The sequence below is a fragment of the Blastomonas sp. AAP25 genome (assembly GCF_001295965.1).
GTDB classification, from domain to species: Bacteria; Pseudomonadota; Alphaproteobacteria; order Sphingomonadales; family Sphingomonadaceae; genus Blastomonas; species Blastomonas fulva.
This window is the reverse complement of the sequence record NZ_LJHP01000021.1, coordinates 1-24,887: the sequence shown is the minus strand read 5'-3', so window position 1 is coordinate 24,887 and position 24,887 is coordinate 1. Positions and strand designations below refer to the sequence as shown.

The 24,887-nt window shown below is 58.6% G+C and carries 14 protein-coding genes and 2 pseudogenes; 4 read left to right on the top strand and 12 right to left on the bottom strand.

Annotation, left to right across the window (positions count from 1 at the left end; all coding sequences use genetic code 11):
- Nucleotides 1–377 precede the first annotated feature (377 nt).
- Nucleotides 378–788, top strand: a complete 411-nt coding sequence (locus tag IP68_RS15070) for a MarR family winged helix-turn-helix transcriptional regulator (RefSeq protein WP_197275820.1) — start codon at nucleotides 378–380, stop codon at nucleotides 786–788.
- 521 nt (nucleotides 789–1,309) lie between these two features.
- Here IP68_RS15070 and IP68_RS15065 read toward each other — a convergent pair.
- From IP68_RS15065 to IP68_RS15040, 7 genes and pseudogenes are all read right to left on the bottom strand, one after another.
- Nucleotides 1,310–3,631 carry a TonB-dependent receptor gene (locus IP68_RS15065; RefSeq protein ID WP_054135837.1) on the bottom strand — a complete coding sequence of 774 codons (2,322 nt, stop codon included), beginning with the start codon at nucleotides 3,629–3,631 and terminating at the stop codon, nucleotides 1,310–1,312.
- Nucleotides 3,632–3,996: 365 nt separating this feature from the next.
- A complete protein-coding gene (locus tag IP68_RS19815; protein ID WP_082382399.1) occupies nucleotides 3,997–6,921 on the bottom strand; it encodes a TonB-dependent receptor in 2,925 nt (974 codons plus the stop codon).
- 467 nt (nucleotides 6,922–7,388) lie between these two features.
- Nucleotides 7,389–8,685, bottom strand: a pseudogene (locus IP68_RS15060) (IS701 family transposase).
- Between the two features lie 591 nt (nucleotides 8,686–9,276).
- A pseudogene (locus IP68_RS19810) lies at nucleotides 9,277–10,059 on the bottom strand (transposase).
- 389 nt (nucleotides 10,060–10,448) lie between these two features.
- The gene (locus IP68_RS15050) at nucleotides 10,449–11,888 is read right to left on the bottom strand and encodes an efflux transporter outer membrane subunit (protein ID WP_054135835.1); all 1,440 of its coding nucleotides are present in this window, start codon (nucleotides 11,886–11,888) and stop codon (nucleotides 10,449–10,451) included.
- A complete protein-coding gene (locus IP68_RS15045) occupies nucleotides 11,881–15,105 on the bottom strand; it encodes an efflux RND transporter permease subunit (protein ID WP_054135834.1) in 3,225 nt (1,074 codons plus the stop codon). The genes IP68_RS15050 and IP68_RS15045 overlap by 8 nt, the downstream gene beginning before the upstream one ends.
- A gap of 13 nt (nucleotides 15,106–15,118) precedes the next feature.
- A complete protein-coding gene (locus IP68_RS15040) occupies nucleotides 15,119–16,324 on the bottom strand; it encodes an efflux RND transporter periplasmic adaptor subunit (RefSeq protein ID WP_231684070.1) in 1,206 nt (401 codons plus the stop codon).
- A 118-nt stretch (nucleotides 16,325–16,442) separates the two neighbouring features.
- Between IP68_RS15040 and IP68_RS15035 the strand changes: the two genes are divergently transcribed.
- The 3 genes from IP68_RS15035 (at nucleotide 16,443) to IP68_RS15020 (ending at nucleotide 18,990) form a co-directional block, all read left to right on the top strand.
- The gene (locus IP68_RS15035) at nucleotides 16,443–17,081 is read left to right on the top strand and encodes a TetR/AcrR family transcriptional regulator (RefSeq protein WP_054135832.1); all 639 of its coding nucleotides are present in this window, start codon (nucleotides 16,443–16,445) and stop codon (nucleotides 17,079–17,081) included.
- 45 nt (nucleotides 17,082–17,126) lie between these two features.
- Entirely contained in the window at nucleotides 17,127–17,597 is a 471-nt protein-coding gene (locus IP68_RS20845; protein WP_156318180.1) for a hypothetical protein, read from the top strand.
- Between the two features lie 239 nt (nucleotides 17,598–17,836).
- Nucleotides 17,837–18,990, top strand: a protein-coding gene (locus IP68_RS15020; protein WP_156318178.1) for an IS3 family transposase whose coding sequence is annotated in 2 segments (ribosomal slippage) — nucleotides 17,837–18,095 and nucleotides 18,095–18,990 — 1,155 coding nt in all. Because the reading frame shifts where the segments join, the coding sequence is not laid out codon by codon here.
- 494 nt (nucleotides 18,991–19,484) lie between these two features.
- On the opposite strand, the gene IP68_RS15015 is transcribed toward IP68_RS15020, so the two are convergent.
- The 5 genes from IP68_RS15015 to IP68_RS20285 all read right to left on the bottom strand — a co-directional run.
- Complete coding sequence (locus tag IP68_RS15015; RefSeq protein ID WP_054135829.1) at nucleotides 19,485–21,083, bottom strand: AarF/ABC1/UbiB kinase family protein; 1,599 nt, start codon at nucleotides 21,081–21,083, stop codon at nucleotides 19,485–19,487.
- A complete protein-coding gene (locus IP68_RS15010) occupies nucleotides 21,080–21,763 on the bottom strand; it encodes a TetR/AcrR family transcriptional regulator (protein ID WP_054135828.1) in 684 nt (227 codons plus the stop codon). Before IP68_RS15010 ends, IP68_RS15015 begins: the two co-directional genes overlap by 4 nt.
- Nucleotides 21,764–21,926: 163 nt before the next feature.
- Nucleotides 21,927–22,907, bottom strand: coding sequence for an MlaD family protein (locus tag IP68_RS15005; protein ID WP_054135827.1), 981 nt, complete (start codon nucleotides 22,905–22,907; stop codon nucleotides 21,927–21,929).
- Between the two features lie 1,039 nt (nucleotides 22,908–23,946).
- Nucleotides 23,947–24,462 (bottom strand): transposase, encoded by a 516-nt coding sequence (locus IP68_RS20290; RefSeq protein ID WP_197275819.1) that lies wholly within the window; start codon nucleotides 24,460–24,462, stop codon nucleotides 23,947–23,949.
- A gap of 145 nt (nucleotides 24,463–24,607) precedes the next feature.
- On the bottom strand, nucleotides 24,608–24,887 hold a 280-nt coding region (locus IP68_RS20285; protein ID WP_197275818.1), incomplete at its 5' end, for a transposase.

Below are 24,887 nucleotides of genomic sequence, written 5' to 3'. Positions count from 1 at the left end.
TCCGTTCGCCCATCATCGGCCGTCTCCGCTTGCTCGCGAAGACATAGAATCAATACTCTGGCGCCACTGCAAGTGCGAGTTTTTCAACAGAATCAGGCCAGATAGTGTCGTCTAATCGCGAGGTGTTTTGCAAGCAGTTTGCGAGCTCACCGTATGCCAGGTCCGGGGTCGTTTTACACTTTGGGCATCAACCACAGAAGGGGCTAAGCGGAGGAAATCCAGGGTCGTGCCATAGATCGATGAGAGTTTGACGATAATTCCTTGGTCTTTCGTTCTGGTTTGCTTATTGAGCTTGCATGGTTAGCTCAGAATTCCAACCTAAGGGTCCGACGGATCTTCGGTCTACCATCAGTGACGACGACCGGATGTTGTATCTGATGGACGAGATAAGTCGGCGGGCCAGACGGTCATACGACCTGTCGGTTGCCGAACTTGGTCTGAACCGAACTCAGTGGAGGATTATCGGTTTGCTGTTGCAGGAACCTGACCTGACCCAAGGCGAGATAGCCAAACGGCTTGAACTTGAATCGGCAACGATCGGCCAGGCCGTTATGGCTCTTTGTAAACGTGGAGTAGCCGAGAGAGAAAAAACGCCTTCAGATGGGAGGGTCTGGAAGATCAGGTTTACGGAGGATATTAAGGAACTTTTACCGCAACTGAGGTTAGCTGCCGACCGATTACACGAAGTGTTGTGGATGGGTTTTAAACCCGATGAGAAAGCTATGTTAAGACGCCTGCTTGACCAATTATCTAAAAATCTAGCTATAATCCCGAATGCAATCGACTGAAGAACGCCTCGCACTACTTGCGCAGAGGCCTGATTTACTGCCTTGCCGGGGTGCCTGTTGCTTGATTTATCGGGAGCTATCTGGACACTTCGAAAAGTCTCATTGGGGCGCTGACCTAATTCACTTCCGCCGTCGATCAGTGGGGTCAATGATGGTGGGTCAGCCTGGTTTCTTTGATCTGTCGGATCGATATGCGGCTATGAGTGCGGCGGGGGATCGGCTTGAGCCATTGGCGGCGATAGTGGATTTCGAGGTGTTTCGCTGGCAGCCGGTGGCAGCGCTCCGGCGAAGCGCTCGCGGCAAGGGCGGCCGACCAACATCGCCTCCATTCAATACGGCGGTCATTGAATCAAATCAGCGCCTCAAAGGCGAGGGTTTTTCGAGGCGTCCAACTTGCGTCGCATGTGACGGTGCGGGTTCGCCAAAACCGCCGTTCAGACCATTCGCACACAGGTCTCTCTGGCCAACATAGCATACTCCTCAGAAGGACGATCGCCCGTAGGGGCGATCGTCCCTCAACATCAAAACTCGAACAGCGCTTCCACGCCCACGTTCCGGCCGCGCATGAGTGGCGTGAAGGTGCCTTGGGTCGGGTTGGGGCCGAACGGACGGCGCACGCCGGTCGAGTTCGGACCGCTGAAAGGAACCTGAGTATCACCGCCTTCCTGCACCTCATCCAGCAGGTTGCGACCATAGATCGACAGCGACAGGCCTTCGATCGGGGTTTGCCAAGTGATGTTGGCTTCGAGGTTGTTCAGTTCGTTCAGCCAACCGAGGTTGTCATCGGTGTAAGCTGCCTTGTCGCGATACTGGTAGTTCACGCGCGTCAGGATCGAACTGTTGCCGAGGTCCAGCTCGTGAATCAAACCAAGGCCGACCGTGACTGGGGGAACCCGCGGCAGGCTTAGGTCCAGATCGGCATCGTTGATAATGCCATCGCCCGAGATGTCGAACAGCACCTCGTCATAGTTCGCGTCGACGATCCCGATGTTGGCCGTGAAGGCCAGCGATTCCGACACGCGCATGCGCGCTTCGGCTTCGAACCCCTTGATCGTGGCATCGGCGGTATTAAGAATGTTTTGGACGATGCCGGCGCCCGGATCGGAGAGGTTCACTTCGCGCTGCATGTTGCCCACCTTGGTTATATAGCCGGCTACGTTGAGGGTGAACGACCCATCTTCGGTCTGGAACTTACCGCCGATCTCGTAATTATCGACCTTTTCCTCATCGAAACCAAGTAAGCCGGTTTGGTTGAAAGCCCGGTTGAACACTGCAACATCAGTGATGCGGAAGTTATAGCCGCCCGAGCGATAACCGCGGCTCCAGTGGCCGTAGATCTGGCTGTTGGCGAATTCATATTGCAGGCCGAGTTTGGGCGACAGGTTGCGGAACCGCACGCGATCTGTGAAGCCGTTGCGCTCGGTCGCAGGATCAAAGGGAGCAGTACCAGTAGGGCAGGTGCCTTGGACGAATGAGCAGGTGGCGCGGGGCAGGAGATAAGTAACGCCTGCTTCCTTGGTTTCCTGGTTCCAGCGGATGCCTGCGATTAGCGACAAAGCATCTGTCAGCTGGTATTGCGCGTTAGCGAAAACTCCGATCACCTCGTGATCCTGCGCCCCACCGCCAAAGAACACCGGCGGCTGAAATGCAGGTGGCAAGTCGCGGCGTAGCGCCCGGGTTTCAGTGTATGCGAGATCTTGATTGAAGTAGAACCCACCGACCGTAAGCTCGAGACTGTCGAACGACATCGCATAGCGCAACTCGTTAGAGAATTGTTCTTGAGCGGTTTCGGAGGTGGAGTGGAAAAGAAAACGCGGAGTTCCATCGATATCACCACGCGTCGTAGAATCATACTTGCGGTAACCGAACACATTAGTCAATGTGCCGGGGCCAATGTCAATTGTTGCGGTCAGCGAGCCGGTCCAGATCTCGTTGGCATAAGCGCCCGGTTCATCGATCGAAAAATCGAAACTGTTGCGGTCAAAAAGTGCCCGGTTCTGGCTCGAGGGACCATCGCCGTCGCTTTCGAAGTAATCGAGCTTGCCGAGTAGTGTGAGGCCGCCGAGACGGGCTTCGAGCGCGCCGCGCAAGATCATGGTTTCCGCCGCACCATGGTTCGAATTGTCGAACAGGTTGGTGAAGTAACCTTCGTCCTTGTTGTAATAGGCGCCAACCTTGAACAACAGTACGTCTTCAACGATCGGGCCACTGATCACTCCGCTGGCGGTGTAGTTTGCGCCACCGCGGCCGCCATCGAGCGCCGGGCCATCGACTGCCGCGCGAAACTTGCCGCGGAAATCTTCGGTCGGGTTGCCGGTGTTGATCAATACTGCGCCACCGGTGACGTTGCGCCCGAACAATACTCCCTGTGGGCCACGCAGGATTTCAACCGAATCAAGGTCGAACAGGTCGAAGACGACACCGCCGTTGATTCCCAGATACACCCCGTCCACGAACACCCCGACGGTTGGATCGATCGAAGGGATTGAGGAATTGATCCCGAGACCACGAATTGTGAAGTTGGCCGTGCCCCGCGTGGTGCCGACATCATCTAGGCTCACGGTTGGCGCTTGGAACGACAGGCCCGAGATAGTACGGATCTTGTAGGCTTCGAGTGTGCCGGAATTGAACGCGGTGACTGCAATCGGCACGTCCTGCACGTTTTCGGCATCTCTGGTTTTGGTGCCTGTAACAAGAATTTCGTCGATACTGTCAAGGGTGCTTGGACGCTCGTCACCTTGGGCAGTGTTATTTACTTCTTGTGCAACCGCTACACCGGGGAAAATTACGCTTGTGGCTAAAATCAGCCGGAGCGAGCGACCAAGGTGTTTCACAGTAATCATGACTTCCTCTCATATTATTCATGGAAAACCAAAAACTGACGAATTAATCTCGACCGGCCTCAGCCTGGTTTGCACCAGAAACAATGAGACTGAGGGTTAGGATTCAAAATGGCCGAGGCTAGGACGGCAATCGAGCCTATGTTTAATAACAGAACACAAAGATCTTAAATCGAAAAATGTATTGTCACGCGGATTATTATTGAGGCCGCGTACCCTGTTAGGATAATCTTCAAAGAAAAGAAAACTAAGGTGCAAATATTTCTATCGCTAAACCCTCACAATTTGATAGCCAGATTCCTCATTGCGATACACCCACGAAATATCATCATGGTAATACAACAAGGCACGGTACAAATAACAATGCATTAAAAATTCGCGCCGACCGCAATTCCATAACGCCGTGGATCTAGGGTATAGATATTGGTAAAATTACCAGAAGAAGCATCCGTGACATATAGGCCGGTGAGAGAATTGCTGTTAAATATATTCTGAACAAATCCTCGAACGAACCACCGTTCGTCTGCGCTATTCAATTGCACAATTGCATTTGCCTGAACGAAGGGCTCAATTCGGTTAATCCGCCCGTTAAAAATATTGCCATATTGCTTACCGGTAAGAGCGATATCAAAGCGAGGAACGAGCGTCATACCGTTGATGAACTGGGCAGTATACTGAATTCCCACCGCTGCCTTCATTTCAGGTGCCTGCGGTAACTTATTGCCATCGATGTTCACCTCTACTCCAGGACTCAAAACACTGATCCCGCTACCAGTGGGGGCCGAGCTTGAAAGGACATCACATATGCCGAAAGCGCCGCTTGACGCGATATTGCCGTCCGACGGGAATTCTTCAGGTCCGCGTAGCCCAAGTCTCGCGTTGACGCCTCGAACGAACGCATCTGCGGCTCCAGGCGCTGAGCCAGTCACGGCGCAATTGGAGCCATTGCTTATGTCTTTAATGATCACAGCGTCGGGATCACCGCCGCCGGGATCACGTGGGTTAGAAAAGAATTGATCGCCGTCAACCTCGGCGCTCAGATAGCTGAACGTCAGGTTAATTTGCCAGTTGGGGTCTGGACGAATGATGGATTCCACTTCTACTCCCCAGATAGTGGCATCGATCGAATCATTTACTGAAGTTCTGGCTACAATACGGCTGAGCTGTAACCCGCGGTACTTGTAGTAAAAGGCTGTTGCGTTCAGCTGCAGATTGCCATTGGCGAATACATTCTTCGATCCGATCTCGAAAGCATCGATCGTTTCTGATCCAAAGCTCTCAGGAACATTGAAAATCGGAATGAGCGGTGGGTTTATTCCACCTGATTTATAACCTCGAGAGTAAGAGGCATAAACTGTGTTGTCTGAAGATACCTCATAGTCGAGAACTGCGCGACCGGTTATTTCGTTAAAACCAACTTCTCGAAATTGAACGAGCTGATTTCCCGCTAGTCCGAGATCAGCGTCGAAAGTTGCAATAAATGGTGAGTTAAATGCATCGCCATCGTTGGAGTAGGGATTGAGAAAACTCGCGAACGTGTTCCGCGCGGTCACGTTTTTCTTGTCATCGTTGTAGCGCAGCCCTCCAGTAAACGTCAGTCTCTCAGTGATATCAAAATAAATCTCTCCGAAAATGCCGAAGCTTTCCAGGTTTGATTCAAGAGAGTTATTCCGGAACATTGAAGTTGCGAGGTAGGAGGGTGGTAATCCAGTAGAAAGCGAGCCAAAGGACCCAAGTATTGAGCTTGCATAATCGAGAGCGAAAGAGTTCACATAGTAGCTATTGTCTATAGTTTTTGATTTAGCATAAATCCCTCCAAGTAGGAAGTTGAATGGCCCGTCAAAATCAGTGGCAAGCAGTATTTCTGCGCTCCACGATTCACGGGTCTCAGAAGACCTGTCGAATGAGAGTGGCGTGTCACTGCACACCGAGTTTCCTTCAAATGCGCCTCTGTTTCCATCATCATTGTTTGAGGTGCAGAGCGCACCCTGAGGACCGTTGGGTATTAGGCCATTGACGATTGGAGAGAAATAGCTGGACGATCCAGGAATAAAGGCAGGGGCTGGTGAAGCCAGTCCCGTCGGCAGCCCATTCGTTCCGAAGAACGACAGGGTGTTCAGTGCTGTGGCAAAACTGCTTCGATCCTGGATGCCAAGAAAGTAGTCCTGCCGCGAGTCCACTTCGGTATTTTGGTAAAGCCCAGTTGCTGTCAGCGTGATCGCGCCAATGTTCTGTTCAATGCGGGCCTGAAGTTGCAATTCATCGGCAAAGTAGAAAGGTGTGTAGGCGGTGTTGACGGTCCTTATGTCATCCGGCCCATCAAAGCTGGCGAAGGCGTCGGGGCCATACAGACTGCCGAGTCCAAGTTGGGTCGGAATACCCTGGATTGCGAAAAATTCGGCTGACGCAAGCACACCACCTAGGGTTGAGTTAGCATTGGTGGTCTCGAAATCGCGCCGATTGTTTAGGCAACCGAGAACGCCAAGAGGATCGCGTTGGCAAGCCTGCTTTTGATTTCGTAGCCGGGAGTCCTTCTCGCGAAAATAGTACCCCATCAGATCAATCGTGGTATCGTCGGTAGGCTCGAAGCGCAATGATCCGCGTACAGCGTACAAATCGCGATCATCAATATCTGAACCATTGAACAGATTGGTTGTGTAACCATCTCGTTTTATATAAATTCCCGACACTCGCGCAGCAATTTTGTCCCCGATCGGGACATTGATCATCCCCCTGGCTTCGATGCTGTTGAAGTTACCATACTCTAGTTCAGCTGAAGCACCGAATTCTGACATTTCTGGCTTCGCGGTAACAATGTTCACTACTCCCGATGTCGCGTTTCTCCCAAATAGCGTTCCTTGAGGACCGCGGAGAACTTCGACACGCTCCAGATCGAAAAACTCAGTTTCAAATAGCCGAGTACCAAAAAGGGGCGATCCATTGACGTGAATGGCCGTGGCTGAATCGCATGTAACCCCCACGCAAAGATCACCAATTCCGCGAATGGTAAACGTCGATGCTGTGAAATTGCCCTTGGCAAAAGAGACATTAGGTAAGGTTAACTGGAGGTCAGCAGCATTTTCAATCTGCTGGCTATCGAGCGCCTTGGCATCAAAGGCGGATACTGCAATTGGCACCTCTTGAAGACTCTGAGCCTGGCGCTGTGCGGTTACGATAATGACATTTCTGCTGCCGTCTAGCTCTTCGGGTTCCCCGTCTTGAGCAATAGATACCTGCGGGAAAACTATTAAAGCAGCACCTGCCAGCCAAGAGGCTTTTTTGATCTTTTTCATATCCCCACCCCAGTTATTTTTTCGGGTCGGCGCACACCGCCCCACTTAAAATTCGATATCAAAAAATGTGACAACCCAATCAACAGGGCTTTGTCTCGGGACAGGGTAGATTTGGTGTCCTGTCCTAGCAGCAAGCAATACCCTGTCTATTGGCATGTCGTAAAGCCTTTTATTAATTTCGATTCCGCCGAACAGACCTGCGATATCGGCGGGGTTGCACTCCTTGGTAGGTTGCCGGCTCATGCCGATTTATGGCAGGGCCGTGTAACCGCTGGAGTGATGGAACGCCGTCGCCGCCGGCAGGCATAGCCCCAACTCGGAGAAGGCCTATGCGACACGTCGGATTAGGCAGGTCGTTATCGAGAGCCGCAGCGTGAATCGTTGATCGAGACCATTACGGGGCTGGGTCGGAACTATGGCATGAGCACTACTTTGGCAGTTTCCTGCGAATCATTTTTCGCCATCTTCTACGACAGTGGGGACATGTTGGCGGTGGAGGCTGGCCCAGCTGAGTTATGATTGCTTGCCTTATGGCTGGCAGGGTCGGCCGCGGCGGTGGGCTCGGGCTCCTTTTTTTTCCGACGCGCTGCCTATAGGCGGCGGGCTTGCAGGAAGGCGAACGCGATCATGCTCATGAGGGCATGTCGGTACAGGCGATTTCATGATCGTCTGTCGAAGTGATCGAGGCCGAGCTCTTCCTGAGTTGCTGGTGGGCCTGCTCGCATACCCACCGAGCTTTGATGGCACCGGCCAGCTTTTTGAGAGGCGTGTCGCTGGGCAGATTGCTGAGATAGTATTTACGCTCGCCGGTGGAGCGATGCTCGCCGACCAGCCAGACCTCTTCGCCAGGAAGATGCTGCTGGCCAAGGTGACCGATACGCTGCGGCGGCCCGTCAGCGACCCGCACGCGCATGGCCGCAAACCGCGCCGACAGCTTGCCCTTTGTACCGCGCCGCCAGCTCACGGTCTGCCACTTTGCGCTCTCCAGCATCTCCTGGGCGGGGCGCGAAAGGACGTCGGGTACATGGTTCTTGCGTGGCTGCCCGCGTCCGGTGACCGGAAAGATCATGGCAACGTCGGCCGGATATACTTTCTGCTTGTAAGGGATGCCCACCGCCCAGGTCAGGCCGCGCTCCGTGAGTGCCTGTCGGAACGGGCCAGACAAGCCATATCCGGCGTCCGCAAGTATCCCGCCGAAGCGGACACCAGCCTTACGTACACGGTCGATCTCGGCCAGGGCGATCTCGGGCTTTGAGCGGTAGGTGCGATACTCCTCAGGCACCTTGGCGCGATCCATCCGTGCGGCATCGCTGGTCCAGCTCTCGGGCAGGAACAGGCGAAGCCCGGTCATGACGGGCACTTCGCTCGATGCCAGCGTCACCGATACAAGGGTCTGGCAGTTGGCGTTCTTGCCCAAAGCTGACGCATACTGCGGCGCAACCCCGACAGAGGCCCGCCCCTTCTTGGGCAAAGCCGTGTCATCGATGATCGACCATGCATCGCTGCCTCCAAGCAAGGCGTCAGCCTGTCTGGCAAGCTCCTGCTCCAAGGGCGCACTATCCCAAAGAGCACCACCGATAAAATGATGCAGCTGGTCGTAGCCGATCCCCGGCGAGCGCATCGCCATCGGTTGAACGCTCTTGCGGTCTCCGGGGCCAATCAGCCCTTCAACATATGCAGGACACATTCGCCCCGCCGCCGATTGGCAAGTATTGACACAAACGGCCGAAGCCACTGCGCCAGATCATCCCGCCAAACATTCACCGTCGCTAGCCTCTACAAGCTGACGCCCTATGACCCACCAAAAACGACTCATGGGAATCCAGAAAATGCACTTCTGCCAAAGTAGCGCTAGAATGCCACGCAGCTCACCGGGACCGCGTCGCCAGCCTAGTGCGCGATAACATCATGGCCTTGATGGTGTCCACCGTTATCGCCGCCTTCGGCACAGGGTCAATCCAATGGAAAAAATCTATAAAGGACTTTACTATCGCCGTAAAATCTAATATGCTCCCGAGAGGGCATGGGAACAGCCGTTGTTGTTCCCATACTCTTTCCACAAGCCTTTGGGGCGGCCGCAAGGCCGCCCTTTTTTTAACATGCCTCAGGGTCTGATTCGAATCTAAGTGGTATGATTCCATATGCTTGTGACGTGACGTGATAGCGTGGATGGCACCTGCACCGGCGCAGCAGTGTCATACTGCGGCCGTTGTTGGTCCATGTGTAGACGCCCGCCGCTCTGACCGGTTTCTCATCATTACTCAGCTACTCCTACGCCATCCTGCTACCGTGCTACGAAGGCAGCGTGGGACGACGTTCACGCAGACGCGGCCGCGTCGACTTCTTTGCTCGACATCACCGCCAAGCGATCCGCGCTGTTATGTTGGCGAGCGCGACTATCGCGATCTTGACAGGTTTCCGCTCCAAAAGCTGCGCCATCCAAGGTCGCCGGGCGGGACATTTGCGCGACATCCGCATCACTGCGGTCGTCCGAACCACCAGCAATCTTCTCAGGTAGCCAACAACCTGTTTGGAGATCCCGCCAAGCCTTTTCTTGCCGCCGGAGCTGTTTGCTCGAGGCGTAAGACCCAGCCAGGTTGCGAACTGGCGCCCGGATCGGAACAGGGATGCGTAGAGCATCGACGCAGCTATAGCGGACGCCGTTATCGGACCAATACCCTATATCATAGCGCGCCGTCGGCTCGTCTCGCCTGAGCGATACCATGCGATCTTCCGGGCCTATAGACCATCGATCTCGCTCTTGAGCGCCCTAAGTTGAGCGGCAAGCCTGTGCAACGCTGACCGTGCACTAAATAGGCAGCTTATTTTTCGCTCATGCAGTGCCTTTAGCATCGTAGGACGTGGCACGGCCCTATAGATCGCCTCGGAATCTGTTGCAACGTTCTTTCCACGCTTTAGATGGGGTTTTACATAAGTGGGCGGGATCAGCCGAACCTCGTGGCCCAATGCGACCGGTTCCCGAGCCCAGTGATGCGCCGATGCGCATGCCTGCATGCCAATGAGGCCGGAAGATCGGAAGAGGCCGACTACCTCCGCGCGCCGAAGGTTGCGGCGGATCAGAACGATGCCGTCACTCGCGATCACGTGAACTTTTAAAAAGTTCTTCGCCAGATCCAATCCGACGCTAACAACCTCCGGACTTCTGCCGAGTGCGCCGTCTACCTAGGAAGGCTCCGTCCTGCGAAGACCCACCGTGCGGCGGCGCATGCCGACCGCGAAGACGACCCTGAACCCGGCATACGGTCAGCTAAGAAACTGCTTGCCAAACGGCACGCGATTAGACGACCCCATCAGTTCAAAGGGCCGGCTACGCCATCACGTTAGAGTCAAAACCGGCCCAGAGGGATCCCCTTTTTAATCAGTCAAATGACATCACGCTCCAGAAACGGATTAACCGGTCAGTCCCTACCTTGTCATCCAATTGCTTCGAAATCGTGCCTGCATTCAGCGGTCTGAGAGCACGATTCTATGCCAGCCTGGCTAGGCCTACTGCTGAACGGGAATTTTCAGTCCCCACTGACAGGCGGCTCAGCGAGGCCTCCGCCGAGCGCGACATAGAGCGAGACACCATTCTGCAGCTCTGCCGATCGCAGGGCGAGCAATTGCTGCTGCGCGGCGAACAGGTTACGCTCCGCATCCAGCACCTCAAGATAGATCGATATGCCGTTCTGATAGCGCAGACGCGCCACACGGGCGAGGCGCTGTTGCGCGGTAACGGCGCGCTCCTGTGCCGCGATCTGCTGTGCGTAGCGCTGCCTGCCGACCAAGGCGTCAGACACTTCGCGAAATGCTTCCTGCACGGTTCGCCGATAGGCTGCAGTGAGTTCATCAGCGGTAGCGCGGCTGATCTTCAGCTCCGCTTCCCGGCGGCCCCAGTCGAAAATTGGAAGGCCGAGCGCGCCACCGAACGACCAGTTCTGCGCATCAGTGTTGATCAGGCTACCCAGGGCAGGTGATGCGAAGCCGAGACTGCCGGTCAGGGAAATGCTTGGGAAGAAGGCTGCGCGCGCTGCGCCGATGTCAGCATTTGCTGCCCTCAGTTGCAGTTCAGCCCCAAGGACATCAGGCCGGTTGGCGAGCAGTTGCGATGGCAGGCCCGCATCCAGACCACGAAACTGGCGCGGATCGGAAAGCGGCTGTCCTTCCGGCAGCGAGCCAGCGATTGGCCCACCGACCAGCACGTCGAGCAGATTGCGCGACTGATCCGTCGTCCGCTGTAGGTCCGCTAGCTCCGTTTCTGCCTGAGTCAACAGCACCGTGGCCTGATCGAGATCGACGACCGAGGTTACCCCTGCATCGGCGCGCAGCGTTGCGATCCGCAGGCCCTCCGTCCGGGCGGTCAGTGTTTGCTCTGCCAGTGCGATACGTTCTTCGCCGGACCGGATCGCCAGATAGGTGGCTGCGACCTGACTGATCAGCGACAGGCGGAATGCCCGCTCTGCCTCTATGGTCGCCAGAAACCTCGCGCGGGCTGCATCCTGCAGGTTGCGCACCCGCCCCCAGAAATCGATCTCGAATGAAGAGACTGCAACGCCGACATTGTATTGGGTGATGTCGATCGAGGTCGGCTGTTCACCGCCTCCGCCGCCGGGCAGCGTATTGCCGAAGCCCAGAGCATTGATGGGTGAGCGGGTGCGTGTGCCTGACCCCGACAGATCGACCTGCGGCAGACGATCGGCTTCGGTAATCCGGTATTGCGCCCGTGCCTGTTCAATGCGCGCGACTGACTGGGCAAGGTCCTGATTGTTGGCCAGTGCGGCTTCGATATAGGCTTGCAGCCGGGTATCTCCGAAAAATTCCCGCCAGCCGATATTGCTGGCCAGGCGGCTGCCTTCTGATGGTTGCGCATAATTGGGCGATACCGGCGCTGCCGGCTGGCGAAATTCCGGTGCCAGATTGCAGGAGGCGAGCGCGGTAGCGCCGAGGACGACGATCAGTTTACGCATGCGCCGTCTCCCCTGTGCCGGGCTTTGCGGTGCCGTTGTCAGCTGCGTCCGCTGCCCGGTCCTCAGCCCGGTCCTCTGCCATATGGTCGTGCTTGCGGCTCAGCCACTTGCGCGCTGCCACATAAAAAACGGGCGTGAAAAATATGCCCAACACCGTCGCCACGATCATGCCGCCCATCACACCGGTGCCCACAGCGTTGCGACTGGCCGCGCCTGCACCGCTGGCGATGACAAGTGGCACCATGCCCAGAATGAACGCCAGGCTTGTCATCAGGATGGGGCGCAGACGTTGGCGGGCGGCCTCTATCGTGGCCTCGACAAAGCTCTTGTCGCCGCGTTCATCGGCAATTGCGAACTCGACGATCAAGATGGCGTTCTTTGCCGCCAGACCGATGATGGTTATGAGGCCGACATTGAAATAAACGTCTGCGGAAAAACCCCGCAACGCCGTAAACAGCACCGCGCCCAGAACGCCGAATGGCACCACCAGCAGCACCGCCAGCGGGATCGGCCAGCTTTCATACAGCGCCGCGAGCAGCAGGAACGCGACCACCATCGACAGGCCGAGCAGCAGGCCGATCTGGCCGCCTGCCTGCCTTTCTTCAAAGGCGATGCCCGTCCATTCATGGGCCATGTTGCCAGTCAGAACCTCATCGGCGATGCGCTCCATCTCGACCAGTGCTGCACCGCTGGATTCGCCGGGTGCCGCTTGCCCGGAAATTGTCAGGGCGGCATAGCCGTTATACCGCTCAAGCGCCTGCGGGCCGGCTGTCCACCGTGTTGTCGTGAAGGCAGAGAAGGGAACCATCTCGCCGTCCGCATTGCGCACCCGCAGATTGCCGACATCCTCATCCGTCATCCGGTTTGCGGCATCGGATTGCAGATAGACGCGCAGTACATTGCCTTCGCGGACGAAGTCGTTGGCATAGGCCGAGCCGAAGCTGATCGAGAGCGTTGCGTTGACGTCAGCAATCGAAAGACCAAGTGCGCGCGCCTGAATGCGGTCGATGTCGACATACAGTTGCGGGCCATCGCCTTGTCCTTCAGGCCGGACGCCCATGAGCAACGGGCTTTTTGCTGCCCGCGCCAGAATTTCTTCGCGCGCTGCAATCAGGGCCGCCCTGTCACCTGAACGGTGCTCCAGCTTCATCGAAAAACCGCTGGCGTTGCCCAGAGACTGGATCGGCGGCGGGTTGAGCGCAAAAATGGTTGCTTCGGGAATGTCCTGGGCAAAGCCGCTGATCTTGTTGACCAGGGTTTCAGAGCTGTTTTCGGCACCGGCGCGGTCTTCCCACGGCGTCAGGTTGACGAAGGAAAGACCCGCCGTCTGGCCCTGACCGAAGAAGTTGAAGCCACGGATCGACACGATGTCCTTGACCTGTGGTTGCTGGCGCAGGAACGTCTCTGTCTTGTCGATCGCAGCGCCTGTCGTCTGCAGCGTACTGCCGGGGGCGGCGTCATAGTTCACGAACACATAGCCCTGGTCTTCGGACGGCAGAAATCCGCCGGGCAATCGTGTAAACAGCAATGCGGTGACCACGCAGACAACCGCAAACACCGCCAGCCAGCGTAACGGGCGGCCCACCATTTTGCTGACACCACCGGCATAGCTTTGCGTCGTGCGGTTGAACCGGTCGTTGAACCAGTTGAAGAACCGCTGCGGATATCCGCGAACGCCCGGTTGCGGTTCCGGCGCGTGACCTGCCGTGTTCGGATCGTGAGGCTTGAGCAAGGTGGCGCACAGCGCCGGGGTCAGCGTCAGGGCCAGCACGGCCGAAAAGAAGATCGAAACCGCCAGCGTAACCGAAAACTGGCGATAGATACCGCCGGTCGATCCCGGGAAGAACGCCATCGGCACGAACACAGCGACCAGCACCAGCGTGATGCCGATAATCGCGCCGGTGATCTGGCCCATCGCCTTGACCGTGGCACGGCGCGGGTTGAGCCCTTCTTCTGCCATGATACGCTCGACATTTTCCACCACGACAATCGCGTCATCGACAAGAATGCCGATCGCCACCACCATCCCGAACAACGACAGGGTGTTGATCGAAAAACCGAACAGCCACAGCCCCAGACACGCACCCAGCAGCGCGATCGGCACGACCAGGGCCGGAATGAGCGTGGCGCGCCAGTTCTGCAGGAAAAGGAACATCACCAGAAACACCAGCACCATCGCCTCGATGAGGGTCATGATCACGCTCTCGATTGAAGCGTTGATGAACGGGGTCGTATCGAAGGGAACCTGCCAGACGATGTCGGGCGGGAACGATCGCTCCAGATCGCCGAGCCTTTCGCGCACAGCCTCAGCAGTCGCGACCGCATTTGCACCGTTGCCCAGCTGTATCGCCATGCCGGCAATCTGTTTGCCGTTCAGCGTGGCATTGAACTGATAACTGTCCGCGCCCAGTTCCACGCGCGCAACATCGCCCAGCCGCACTGTCGATCCGTCGGGATTGGATCGCAGGATGATCTCGCGAAACTGCTCTGCGCTGGAAAACCGGTTCTGCGTCACGATCTTGGCGCTGAATGCGGCACCTGCCGCCAGCGGCTGATCGCCAAGCGAACCGCCTGCCGTCTGGCTGTTCTGCTCCTGCACTGCGGCCAAAGCCTCGCTGGAAGACAGGCTGTAGCCCGCCAGCTTGGCAGGATCGAGCCAGATGCGCATAGCATATTGCGAGCCGAACAGCTGCACATCTCCAACGCCCTCGATCCGCCGCAGCTCCTCGACGATGTTGTTGGAAGCATAATCGCCAAGTTCCAGCGGCGTGGTTTCACCGGATTTGGACGTTAGCGCCACCAGCATCAGAAAACCGGCGGACCCTTCCTGGATCTGTACACCCTGGCGCCGCACTTCTTCGGGCAGGCGCGGTTCCACCCGGCTGAGGCGATCCTGCACCTGGGTGCGGGCAACGTCCATATCGGTGCCGCTCTCAAACGTTACCGTGATCGCAGCTGTGCCGCTCGAACGGCTGGTCGAGGACATGTAAAGGAAGTTGTCGACGCCGTTCATTTCCTTTTCGATGACCGCGGTAACCGTGCGATCCATCGTTTCAGCGTCGGCTCCCGGATAGCTGACATTCAGCGACAATGCCGGCGGAGCTACCGCCGGATACTGTTCGATCGGCAGGTTCGTCAGGCCGATGATGCCGGCCAGCGCAACGAACGCAGCGATGACCCATGCAAAGACGGGGTGGTAGACAAAAAAGCGGTTCATGCTGCCTGCCCCCTCAACGCTTTGGGGCAGACTGCGCAGGCGCAGCGGCCGCGCGGCCGTTCCTGGCGGGCTGAACGCGGACCTTTTGGCCGGGCTGGGCCTTTTGCCAGCCCGTCACGATGACACGCTCGCCATGTTTCAGGCCAGAGCGAATAACCCATTTGCCATCGACCAGTCCGCCCAGCACCACGGGCCGCCGCCGGGCGGTGCCATCGCTGGCGATGATGGTTACGGATGCTTCCTCACTGGCGATTTGAACAGCCGCTTGGGGGACGGCAATGCCATCAGTGGTCGTGCCAGCAAAAATGCGGCCGCGCACAAAGGTGCCGGGCAGCAGAATACGTTCGATATTGGGAAAATCTGCGCGCAGCACCTGGCTGCCCGTCGACGGATCAACCGTGAGGTCGGCAAAGTTCAGGTGCCCCACCGGACCGTATTGTGCCCCGTTTTCAAGGATCAGCCGAACCTCGACACGCGAAAGATCGGGTAGCACGATCTCCCCGCTGCGCGCACGCTGGGCGATATCCTGAACGCGGGCGCTGGATTGGGTGAACACCGCATAGACCGGGTTGAGTTGCTCGACCGTGGTCAGAAGCGTGGCTTCGGTCGCACTGACGAGCGCGCCCTCTGTCACCTGCGCCCGACCGATACGCCCGGCAATGGGCGCGCGCACGGTCGTGTAACTCAGTTCCAACTGCGAACGCGACAGCGTTGCGCGGGCATCGGCAACCGACGCTTCAGCCTGTGCGAGGTCTGACTGGGCCTGATCGTACTCCTGTGCACTGACGGCACGTTCGGAAACGAGTGGCTGGTAGCGCTCGACGATCTGGGCGGCATTGCGCCTCGCTGCCACCGCGCGTTGCAGTGCGGCGCGGCCCTGCTGCACCTGCGCTTCAAGATCGCGTGGATCAATTCGGAACAAGGGTGCGCCTTCGCGCACGTCGGTCCCTTCGATGTAGAGCCGCCGCTCTATGATGCCGTTGGTGCGCGCCCGAACTTCGGCCCTGCGCACGGCTTCGATACGGCCTGGCAGCTCGATGATGTTGGGCACCGGCTCGGCGGTTAGTGTGATCGCAGTGACCGCGACGGGTGGGGGTGCAGGCGGCGTCTGCTGCTCTGTACTGCACGCGGCTGTCACCATGAGCGCAGCGGCAAGTGCGGCAGAAGGTGCAGCTGCATAACGCGCGCCAAGTGGGTGAGTGCGGAAAAACTGGAACAAGGAGCGAGCCTCCACTGGCGCGATTATCGATACTGGAGAGTTCCTTTACAGGCTCGATTTCAAAACGCAACTAGCGGGTTTATTTTTTTGTCGCGCGTGCTAAACAACCTGCGAAGAGATGCAGAAAACGCGAACCGACGATGAACGGCGCCCAGGCCGCCCCACCCGTGAGCAGGCAGCCGCGATCGCTGATGCGGTGCTGGCCGGTGCTTATGAGGTGTTTGTCGCGCAAGGCTATGGTGCCGCCGGAATGGACGAGATCGCCGCGCACGTGGGCGTTTCGAAGCTTACGATCTACCGCCGCTTCCCCAGCAAGGAGGCATTGCTGGTTGCGGTGGTAAACTACCGCATCGCCAGAATGGTCGGCGAAATCGATGCCAGCGCACCTGGCTTTGAATGTTCCATCGATGCTTTGCGCCACACCATCAAGACACTGTTCGATAGCTCGGTAACACCTGATCTGGTTTGCTTCAGTACTCTGCTTCTGTGCGAATCTGCGCATAATGAAAGTCTGCGCGCGCGCTTTAACGAGTGGCAGCACTTAGCGCGGGCACCTGTGTGTGACCAGATTGTTGTGGCACAGGAAAACGGTCGGATCATCGATGCCGACCCTCAATTGCTGTGCGACATGCTGTGCGATCTGATGGATGGCCTGCCCAAATCGCTGCGGCAGGGAACTGTGAACCCAGCCGAAATCGACCCGGAAGTGTTTTTTCAGGAGCGATGGAATTTCTTCCTCCGCGCCGTCCGCCCGTGAGTGGTTGCAGAACCATGCCGGGTCGTTCTTTGCGCAGAACCTGGCGTGGACGGCTCCCGCACCGTTAGCTTTGATGTTTGGCGGGATGATTTGGCGCAGTGGCTTCGGCCGTTTGTGGCAATGCTGGGCGATCGGCGGCAGGCGCGGATGTGCCCGACATATGTTGAAGGGCTGATTGGCCCCGGAGACTGCAAGAGCGTGCAGCCGATGGCGATGCGCTCGCCGGGGATCGGCTACGGTGCCGATCCCGACATGCACGCCTTGCCCCTCAAGACCCGATTGGATTTCGGCCAGCGTGGTATAACGATCCTCATCGAGCATCGCAATGATCAGATCGGCATGGGTGCCGGTCTTCGAGGAACGCTGATCGCCACCGGGCTTGCCAGCAATGGCGCGGCCATGTTCGCGAGACATCTGCCGCCAACGGACCGCTGTGGCGACCCCAACCCCAAAACGAGCGGCCGCGGCTCGGCAACTCATCCCGGCTTCCGTCGCCGCAACAAACCGATTCCGTAAATCCTGCGATAGAGCTCTGGCGATCTTTGCTGGCCTCCTGCCCAGCACGCACGATGAATCAGAATTTTCCCGCCGATGGAATCCCTCGCGATTCACGCGCTGTGCAAAACGCTCTAGCCGCGCGACGCTCTATCGCTACGTCGGACCGAACGGCCAGTTGCGCGATCATGCAAATGACCTGCCCCACGCTGGCTCCCTCGATTTGATGTAGAGTTTGCCCCAAGCGAAGGAGCAGACGAATGAGGAAGAGTCGTTTCACCGAGGAGCAGATCATCGGGATGATCAAGGAACAGGAGGCTGGGCTGCCGACTGCCGAGGTTTGCCGCAAGCATGGATTGAGCCCTGCCACTTTCTACAAGCTGAAGGCCAAGTATGGCGGATTGGAGGTATCGGAGGCACGGCGCTTGCGACTGCTCGAGGAGGAGAACAGCAAACTGAAGCGGTTGCTGGCCGAAAGCGTGCTGGACAATGCGATCCTCAAGGACCTCCTGGGAAAAGTCTGACGACGCCAGGCCAGCGACGGGACGTAGCGCTCGGCGTGATGCGGGATTACCAGATCTCACAGCGCCGGGCCTGCGGGCTGGTTGGCGTAGACCCCAAGACGGTCAGGCGAGAACGTCCGCCTGACCATGCTGAGATCCGCGAGGAGATGCGCGAGATCGCCGCTCAGCGCCGCCGGTTCGGCTACCGGCGTGTTGGCGTCATGCTCGAACGCAAGGGGCACGTGATGAACCACAAGAAGCTCTACCGGCTGTATCGCGAGGAAGGCTTGTCGGTGCGGCGACGGCGCGGTCGCAAGCGGGCACGCGGCAGTCGGACGCCGATGCCTGTGCCGCTGCGTCCGAACGATCGCTGGTCGCTGGACTTTGTGGCTGATACCTTCGGCGCGTCGCGCAGGCTCCGTATCCTCGCGATCAATGACGATGCCTGCCGGGAGAACCTGTGCTTGCTCGGCGACACCAGCATCTCCGGCGCTCGGGTTGCCCGCGAGTTGGACACACTGGTGCGGCTCTACGGCAAACCGGCTTGCATCGTCAGCGACAACGGGACGGAGTTTACGAGCCGGGCGATCCTGAAGTGGGCGAGCGAGAACCGGGTCGAGTGGCACTACATCGATCCGGGCAAGCCGCAGCAGAATGCGTTCATTGAATCGTTCAACGGGTCGCTGCGCGACGAACTGCTCAACGAGGAGCTGTTCGACAGCCTCACCGATGCCCGGCGCAAGCTGGCGGTCTGGCGCTACGACTACAACAACGTCAGGCCGCACTCATCGTTGGGGAACCGAACGCCGGCACAAGCGCGCCGGGCGTTCCTGCAAAATGGAAGCGTCACACCCGGCGCGCTTGTGCCGGCGGGCGAGCACGAATATCAAACCGGCGGACTCTCGTTATGACCGCGGGAGCAGCGGGGGGCAGGTCACAAAGCAGGTCCTCAAAGTCGCGTCGTCCGGCAGTCCGAATGCCCTCAGTGCTTGACCTAAATTCGTATGTCGCGTTCGGTAATTTTGCGGGGATGGTCCCTATGCTGTCGGTCGCAGGGACGTCGCGGTTGAGGAGGCGCTCGCATCCAGCGGCGTTTGCTGACACGCGAGGCGTTCGTCTCGCATTACGCCCCCCCCCCCGACCGACGAACAAGTGATCGCCCGTCACTTCACCCTCAGTTGTGAGGACCTTAATCTTGTCGGCGAACGCCGAGCCGGCTCCACGATGCACACGCTGCTCTCTTGCAGAGAGACATCGATTCCGGCAAGATACTCCGTGGCTGTTCCTCTCATGATTTTTGGGGCCGATCACTTGAGCCCCGTTTCCAGCGCCATCATTCTGAGGGACAGCCACCCGAATTAGATACTCTTGAAACGCCGGCGCATTACGGTATCCAGCTAAAACTTCACGTGCGCTTCGAGAGACCAGCCCAAAGAAAATTGGCAATCGCTACAAAAAACAGGATGACCCCTGCGACCGCATGATCCTCCACGAGGATAGCGCCCGCTATCAATGAACCGGCGGTAAGAACGTGCGGATCAGCCGTCGAATTCCTCTTTATCCGCGAAGATGACGGGGAAGTTTGGATCTGTATTGGCACAGCGCCTGACCGCGCAATATTCTCTGCCAGGGTGATTAGCTCAGGAGACGCGGTCGCGAGCCGTCCAAGGCTGGCCACGAAACGTCGCCCGCGTTTTTTGAGGTCAGCGGGGCTCAGTCGTTCGCGCATCAACTCCCGGGCAATCGGCATGGTCCTGGCTGCTATGTTAAATTCCGGGTCGAGGCTGCGCACGAAGCCCTCGGCGGTAAGGAGCGTTCGTAGCAGGAGAGCGAGATCCGAAGGAAGCGTGAGCCGGTATTCGCGCAGAAGCGAGAAGACGCGCGAGAAGATCACCGACAACTCGATCTGCTGAAGGACGGCGCCGCGAAACTCGCCGATCAGCGATTCCAGGTCTCGCTGCAGGGCTTGCGCGTCCACCGAATAGTCCCCCGACCAGCGCATCAGCACGTCGGCAACGGCGTGGGGATCGTCGCCCGCGATCGCCAGTACGAGTGTCACCAGTTCCGATCGGCGCGCTGGGGTCAGGATTCCGACCGCACCAAAATCGATGAACGCAATCGCGCCATCGGTCAGGACGAACACATTGCCGGGATGTGGATCGGCATGGAAGCGGCCGTTGAAGATGATCATGCGAAGAACGGCGTCGGCATATGTTCCGGCGATTGCCTTCGCGGTCGGAAGATCCACACCTGACGCAGTGGTGCCGCGGACAGACACGCCGACAAGCCGCTCCTGCACGTTCGCGCGCCGTCCGATATGGTCCCAGAAAAACCTGGGCGTCCGGACGCCCAAGGTTACGAGGTACGCGCCTATGCTCTCGCAGGCCGCTGCTTCGGCGCTCAGGTCCATCTCCTGCGACAAGCCTTCGGCGAAAGAGCGCAGCAACTCGTCGAGTTTGAGCCGCCTCAGCTCGGGCGAGCGTCGCTCCCCCAACCGCGCGACCCTTCGCAGTAGCCGAAGGTCGGCATCCACCCGGGCGGCGATGCCGGGGCGCCGCACCTTGACCACGACCTCCGTCCCGTCGTGGAGCGCGGCGGCATGGACCTGAGCAATCGAGGCCGCGGCGATGGGATCACGGTCGAACCGGGCAAACACCTCCTCAAGTGGTGCGCCAAGCGCCGCCACAAGATCGTCTTCGATCTGCTCGAAGGGCAGCGGCAGCACCTGGTCCTGAAGCGTCGAAAGCGCTGCCACCCATTCTGGCCCGAGGAGGTCTTCGCGGGTGGCCAGAACCTGACCGAGCTTAACGGCTACCGGTCCGAGATCGCGCAGCATCGCGACCACGCGTCCTGGGGCATCCGCCTCGACGGGTAGCGCGGAGCGGCCTGGTATCAGGCCCATGCGGGAAGCGAGACCGCTCAGGCCATGACGTGCGAAGATCCTTGCCAGCTCGGCAAACCGCGCACGCTCGCCGAGCGATACATCCTCCTCGGCTTCGCTCAAGACGATCGTCCATTGCCTGAGGCTTGAGCCCGGCAGCCAGCGATGAACAACTCGATGCTGCGCCGGACGCGCTCCCGTGCGGCCGCGTCGTAGGCGGCGGGGGCGAGCCCCAGCGCGGAGCGACGCATCGGAGCCACGACCACGAGGGTGACGAACTGCTCGGCGGCGAACACCGGGTCCGACAGCGTGAGTTCGCCCTTGGCGTTGGCGTGCGCGAGGATGCTCGCGACCCATTTCGCGGCGCGCTGGAAGCCGAATTCGTGGATGTTCGCCGCGAGCGCGGGGAAGCGCACGGCCTGTGCGATGACGACGCGCTCCATAGACGCGACACGCGTGGTCAGCAGCCATTCCAGCAGGACGTCGGCGATCTCCTGAAGTCTTGCTGCGATGTCGAGCTTGTCATCTACGGTCGGTTCGAGCGCCCGCAGTTGGGTGCCGATTTCATCGAGAATCACGGCCTCGAACACGCGAGCCTTGCTGCCGAACCTGGCGTAGAGCGTGCGCTTCGAAATCCTAGCGCGCTCGGCAATCATGTCGGCACTTGCTCCATCGAACCCGTGCTCGAAAAAGACCTCGCGCGCGCTTTTCAGGATGTGGCCGGTCAATCGGATCGCATCTGCGGCGGTCGGGCGCCCGATCTTCCTTCCGCGCTTCGGTTTCTCCTGATCCAATTTGGTCAACTTGACCTCCGTTTCTCGCACTGGGAACGCGAGGTTCTCCTGACACTAGACGAGAGCACTAGACAAGGCCACGCCCTTGCGATGATGCTGCGTTGATGCAGACAGCATGGATGCAGGTGCGGCTATACCCTCAGCCTGTCGACAGGTACCATCGGTGGCGTCTTTATCGGCGCGGCGGCGGGACGCCGGCCGGTGTAGCGGCCCCGTTCCCAGGTCTGTAATCAGGCAACTTCGGCGCGCCGAAGAGTTGCAGACCCTCGCGATCGATCCGCTGAGCCTGCTCCTCGACCCGCTGCGTCGTCGAACGGACGGACTGCGCCTCGTCGGATATCTTCTGCTGCTGTGAGTCGATTCTCCCGATTGCAGGGCGCGCCGCCTCAACTTTGGCTCCAAACTCCTCGGCGGCACTCTGGGCTCTGCGCAGCTTTTCCCTGAGCGAGCCAGGGCCGGATCCCCGCTGCGCCTCGATCCTCGCATTCAGGCGCTCGGCATAGTCGCCGGCGCGGGAGATTGACTCGCCGACCCGCTGCACTTTTCCCCCGGCGCCCGTCAGTCCGTCGGAAATGTGCGACGCCCTGCCCGACCAGTCCTCCGATCTCTCGGCGAGCAGTGCGAGACGCGCGCGCACGCGCTCCTGACCTTTGGCATCCAGGTTGCTCGAGACCTTGTCCACAGAGCTGCTGATCTTCTCGATCAGGGCCTTCGGATCTCCGCCTGGACCCAGAAGGCCGCCCTTTTTGGCGGGGATCACCGGCAGTCGCTCCCCGGCTATCGGTACAATCGGTGGCGCTCCATTGCGCGCGCCATCAAGATTTACGGTGGCATCGCCACGGATGAAGGATCGCGAGACCGTAGCTTCCACCCCGCGTGCAATCGGAATATCGGGATCGAGCCGCACTGTCACCAGCACAGTAGAGGGATCATTCTCGGCGAGGCGCACCTCGGTCACGGAGCCGGCCGGCACGCCCGAAAAGGTCAAAGGCGAACCCTTGCTGACGCCGGTAACGCTGTCTTCGAACCGTATGAGGTAATCGCGCCCGTAGGGATTGCTACCCAAGAAGAGCCAGACCGCGAACACCAGCAGCGTTGCAAGCAGGGTGCCGACAAAGGCGAAGACGAGCAGGCGATTCGAATGCGTTTCCATAACTTACATAGGTCGGTAGCAGTCATCAGCAATTATGTAAACCGAATGGCATATTTTTGTTTTTACAAGGTTGACGTCCGGCGGTCTGAGACCGGATGCCAGATTACGGTGTGGGCGCATTGTTATAGCCTCGCGGAGGGTAGGGCATTCGCTTTGCGGAGGTGTAGGATCGCGATGCTTCGGACATCGTGGCGGCGGCGCAGGGCGTCTTCTCGATCAATCGGCCGATCGCGGAATGAGCATGGATAATCGCGTTTCGGCCATTGTCGCTTCGTCAGGCTTCGGTGCCAAGCTCGGCGACATGATCGACGTGTCGGAGGGCCGCGCGCTCTGCACTCTGTTACCTCGGCCCGAATCGATCCGCAATCCCCTTCGTCCCGCGCTTCATGGCGGTGCTGTGACAGCGTTCCTCGAACTTGCGTGCAAGCGTCGTCGTCGCGCATAGGCTCGAACAGTCATCGCCCCCTTGGCTCATCAGCTTGAACGTGCAGTTCCTCGCCTTGATGCGCCTGCGGGACGTGATGGCGCGACCCGATGTCCGACGGATTTGCTGACGGGTGGCCGTCGTCCACATCCAAGCGTGGTAGGATAATCCCGGCATGCCCGGATGCGCGGCGCAGTTAGAGTTCTCCTGCATCGCAGAGCAAACTCGCTCCGCTTGAGGCAGATTGCTCTGGCGTCAGAAGTCGCCCCCGATGGTTACGCGCGAACGGGCGGCCTCGGAGCCGTCGACGTGCTGCGCGCGGACGCTCTTCGTCGTGATGGCACCGGCTGCCATCAGCGAAACGCTGCTAAACCGCAACCATCTGGCAGGCTTGTCATTCCTCAAAGTCGTCGTTCGGAAGCCGTTTGATTGCAGACGGAAACCTGCTTTGGAATTTCGATAAAGCATTCTATGATACGATACAGTTTACATTTTGCAGGGTTTAATGAGGCCTGTGCGCGCGTGGGGGAAGAGCGTGGAGATTGCACCGGTTTCCTAGCCCATGGCGGCGGAATGTCCCGCGCCATGAAAGGTATGATCGGAGTGCGGCAAACTTCAGGGTTGGGACGCGAGAATATTCAGGGTGCGCTTGAGGTTGTAGGCGATGGGGGTGAGGTGGACTTGGACTGCGGCTTTGGCGAGACCTCGCCATCGCATTCGGCGCAAGCCATAGCTGCGCTTCCATGTGCCGAAGATCTTCTCGATCCGCCCTCGGACGCGATGGATGGGTTGGTTCCATTGGTGGCGCTTGCGCAGCGTTTCGGTTTCATTGCGGCCCCACATGCCGGTTGCGACAATGCGGGGAACACCGCCCTTCGCCCGCACGGCACCTAGAAAGTGATTGCCGAGATAGGCGCTGTCGGCAAAAACCTCACCGGGATTGTTGGGCAACGCTTCAGGGCCTGCATTGCCGTCATTGATATTGGCCGATGTGATCGAGACTGCCTCGACCAACGCTGTATCGGCGTCGGCACCAACGTGGGCTTTGAAGCCATGAACCGCCCGCTTCCCCTTGTGCTTAACCCAGCGCGCGTCGTCGTCATCCTCACTGGCAGAGGCAATGTTGGGCATCGACCAATGTCCCGGTCTTGACCATCTCCGCCTTGGATTTGAGCTGCAGGGTCACTTCTTCAAACAGTTGCCGGTCCAAGTTGTGCGCAACCATCAGCCTGCGAAATCTGACGAAGGCGGTGCGCTCCGGCGTCGCTTCACTTGCCTAAAATCCGCAGAAGCGGCGAAAGGAGGAACGATCGTCGAGCGCCTCGGCCAGCTTCACGTCGGACAGATCGTACCAGATCGAAAGAAGCAGCGCCCTGAACATCGCGACTGGCGGCCAGGCGGGTTCCCCTTTGCTGACCGGGTAGAGCGGGTCAAGAAGCGCTGCCACTGAGTTCCAGTCGATCAGCTTGGCAAGTTCGTCGAGCGCTGATGACGGCCGGGGTCGCCCGGCAAACCAAACTGCTCCTGGCCTATCGAACGCTGCGCCATGGCTACCC

Coding starts and splice junctions, on each gene's coding strand:
- IP68_RS15070 (WP_197275820.1), top strand. CDS start 378: ATGGACGAGATAAGTCGGCGGGCCAGACGGTCATACGACCTGTCGGTT.
- IP68_RS15065 (WP_054135837.1), bottom strand. CDS start 3,631: ATGATTACTGTGAAACACCTTGGTCGCTCGCTCCGGCTGATTTTAGCC.
- IP68_RS19815 (WP_082382399.1), bottom strand. CDS start 6,921: ATGAAAAAGATCAAAAAAGCCTCTTGGCTGGCAGGTGCTGCTTTAATA.
- IP68_RS15050 (WP_054135835.1), bottom strand. CDS start 11,888: ATGCGTAAACTGATCGTCGTCCTCGGCGCTACCGCGCTCGCCTCCTGC.
- IP68_RS15045 (WP_054135834.1), bottom strand. CDS start 15,105: ATGAACCGCTTTTTTGTCTACCACCCCGTCTTTGCATGGGTCATCGCT.
- IP68_RS15035 (WP_054135832.1), top strand. CDS start 16,443: ATGCAGAAAACGCGAACCGACGATGAACGGCGCCCAGGCCGCCCCACC.
- IP68_RS15005 (WP_054135827.1), bottom strand. CDS start 22,907: ATGGAAACGCATTCGAATCGCCTGCTCGTCTTCGCCTTTGTCGGCACC.
- IP68_RS20290 (WP_197275819.1), bottom strand. CDS start 24,462: ATGCCCAACATTGCCTCTGCCAGTGAGGATGACGACGACGCGCGCTGG.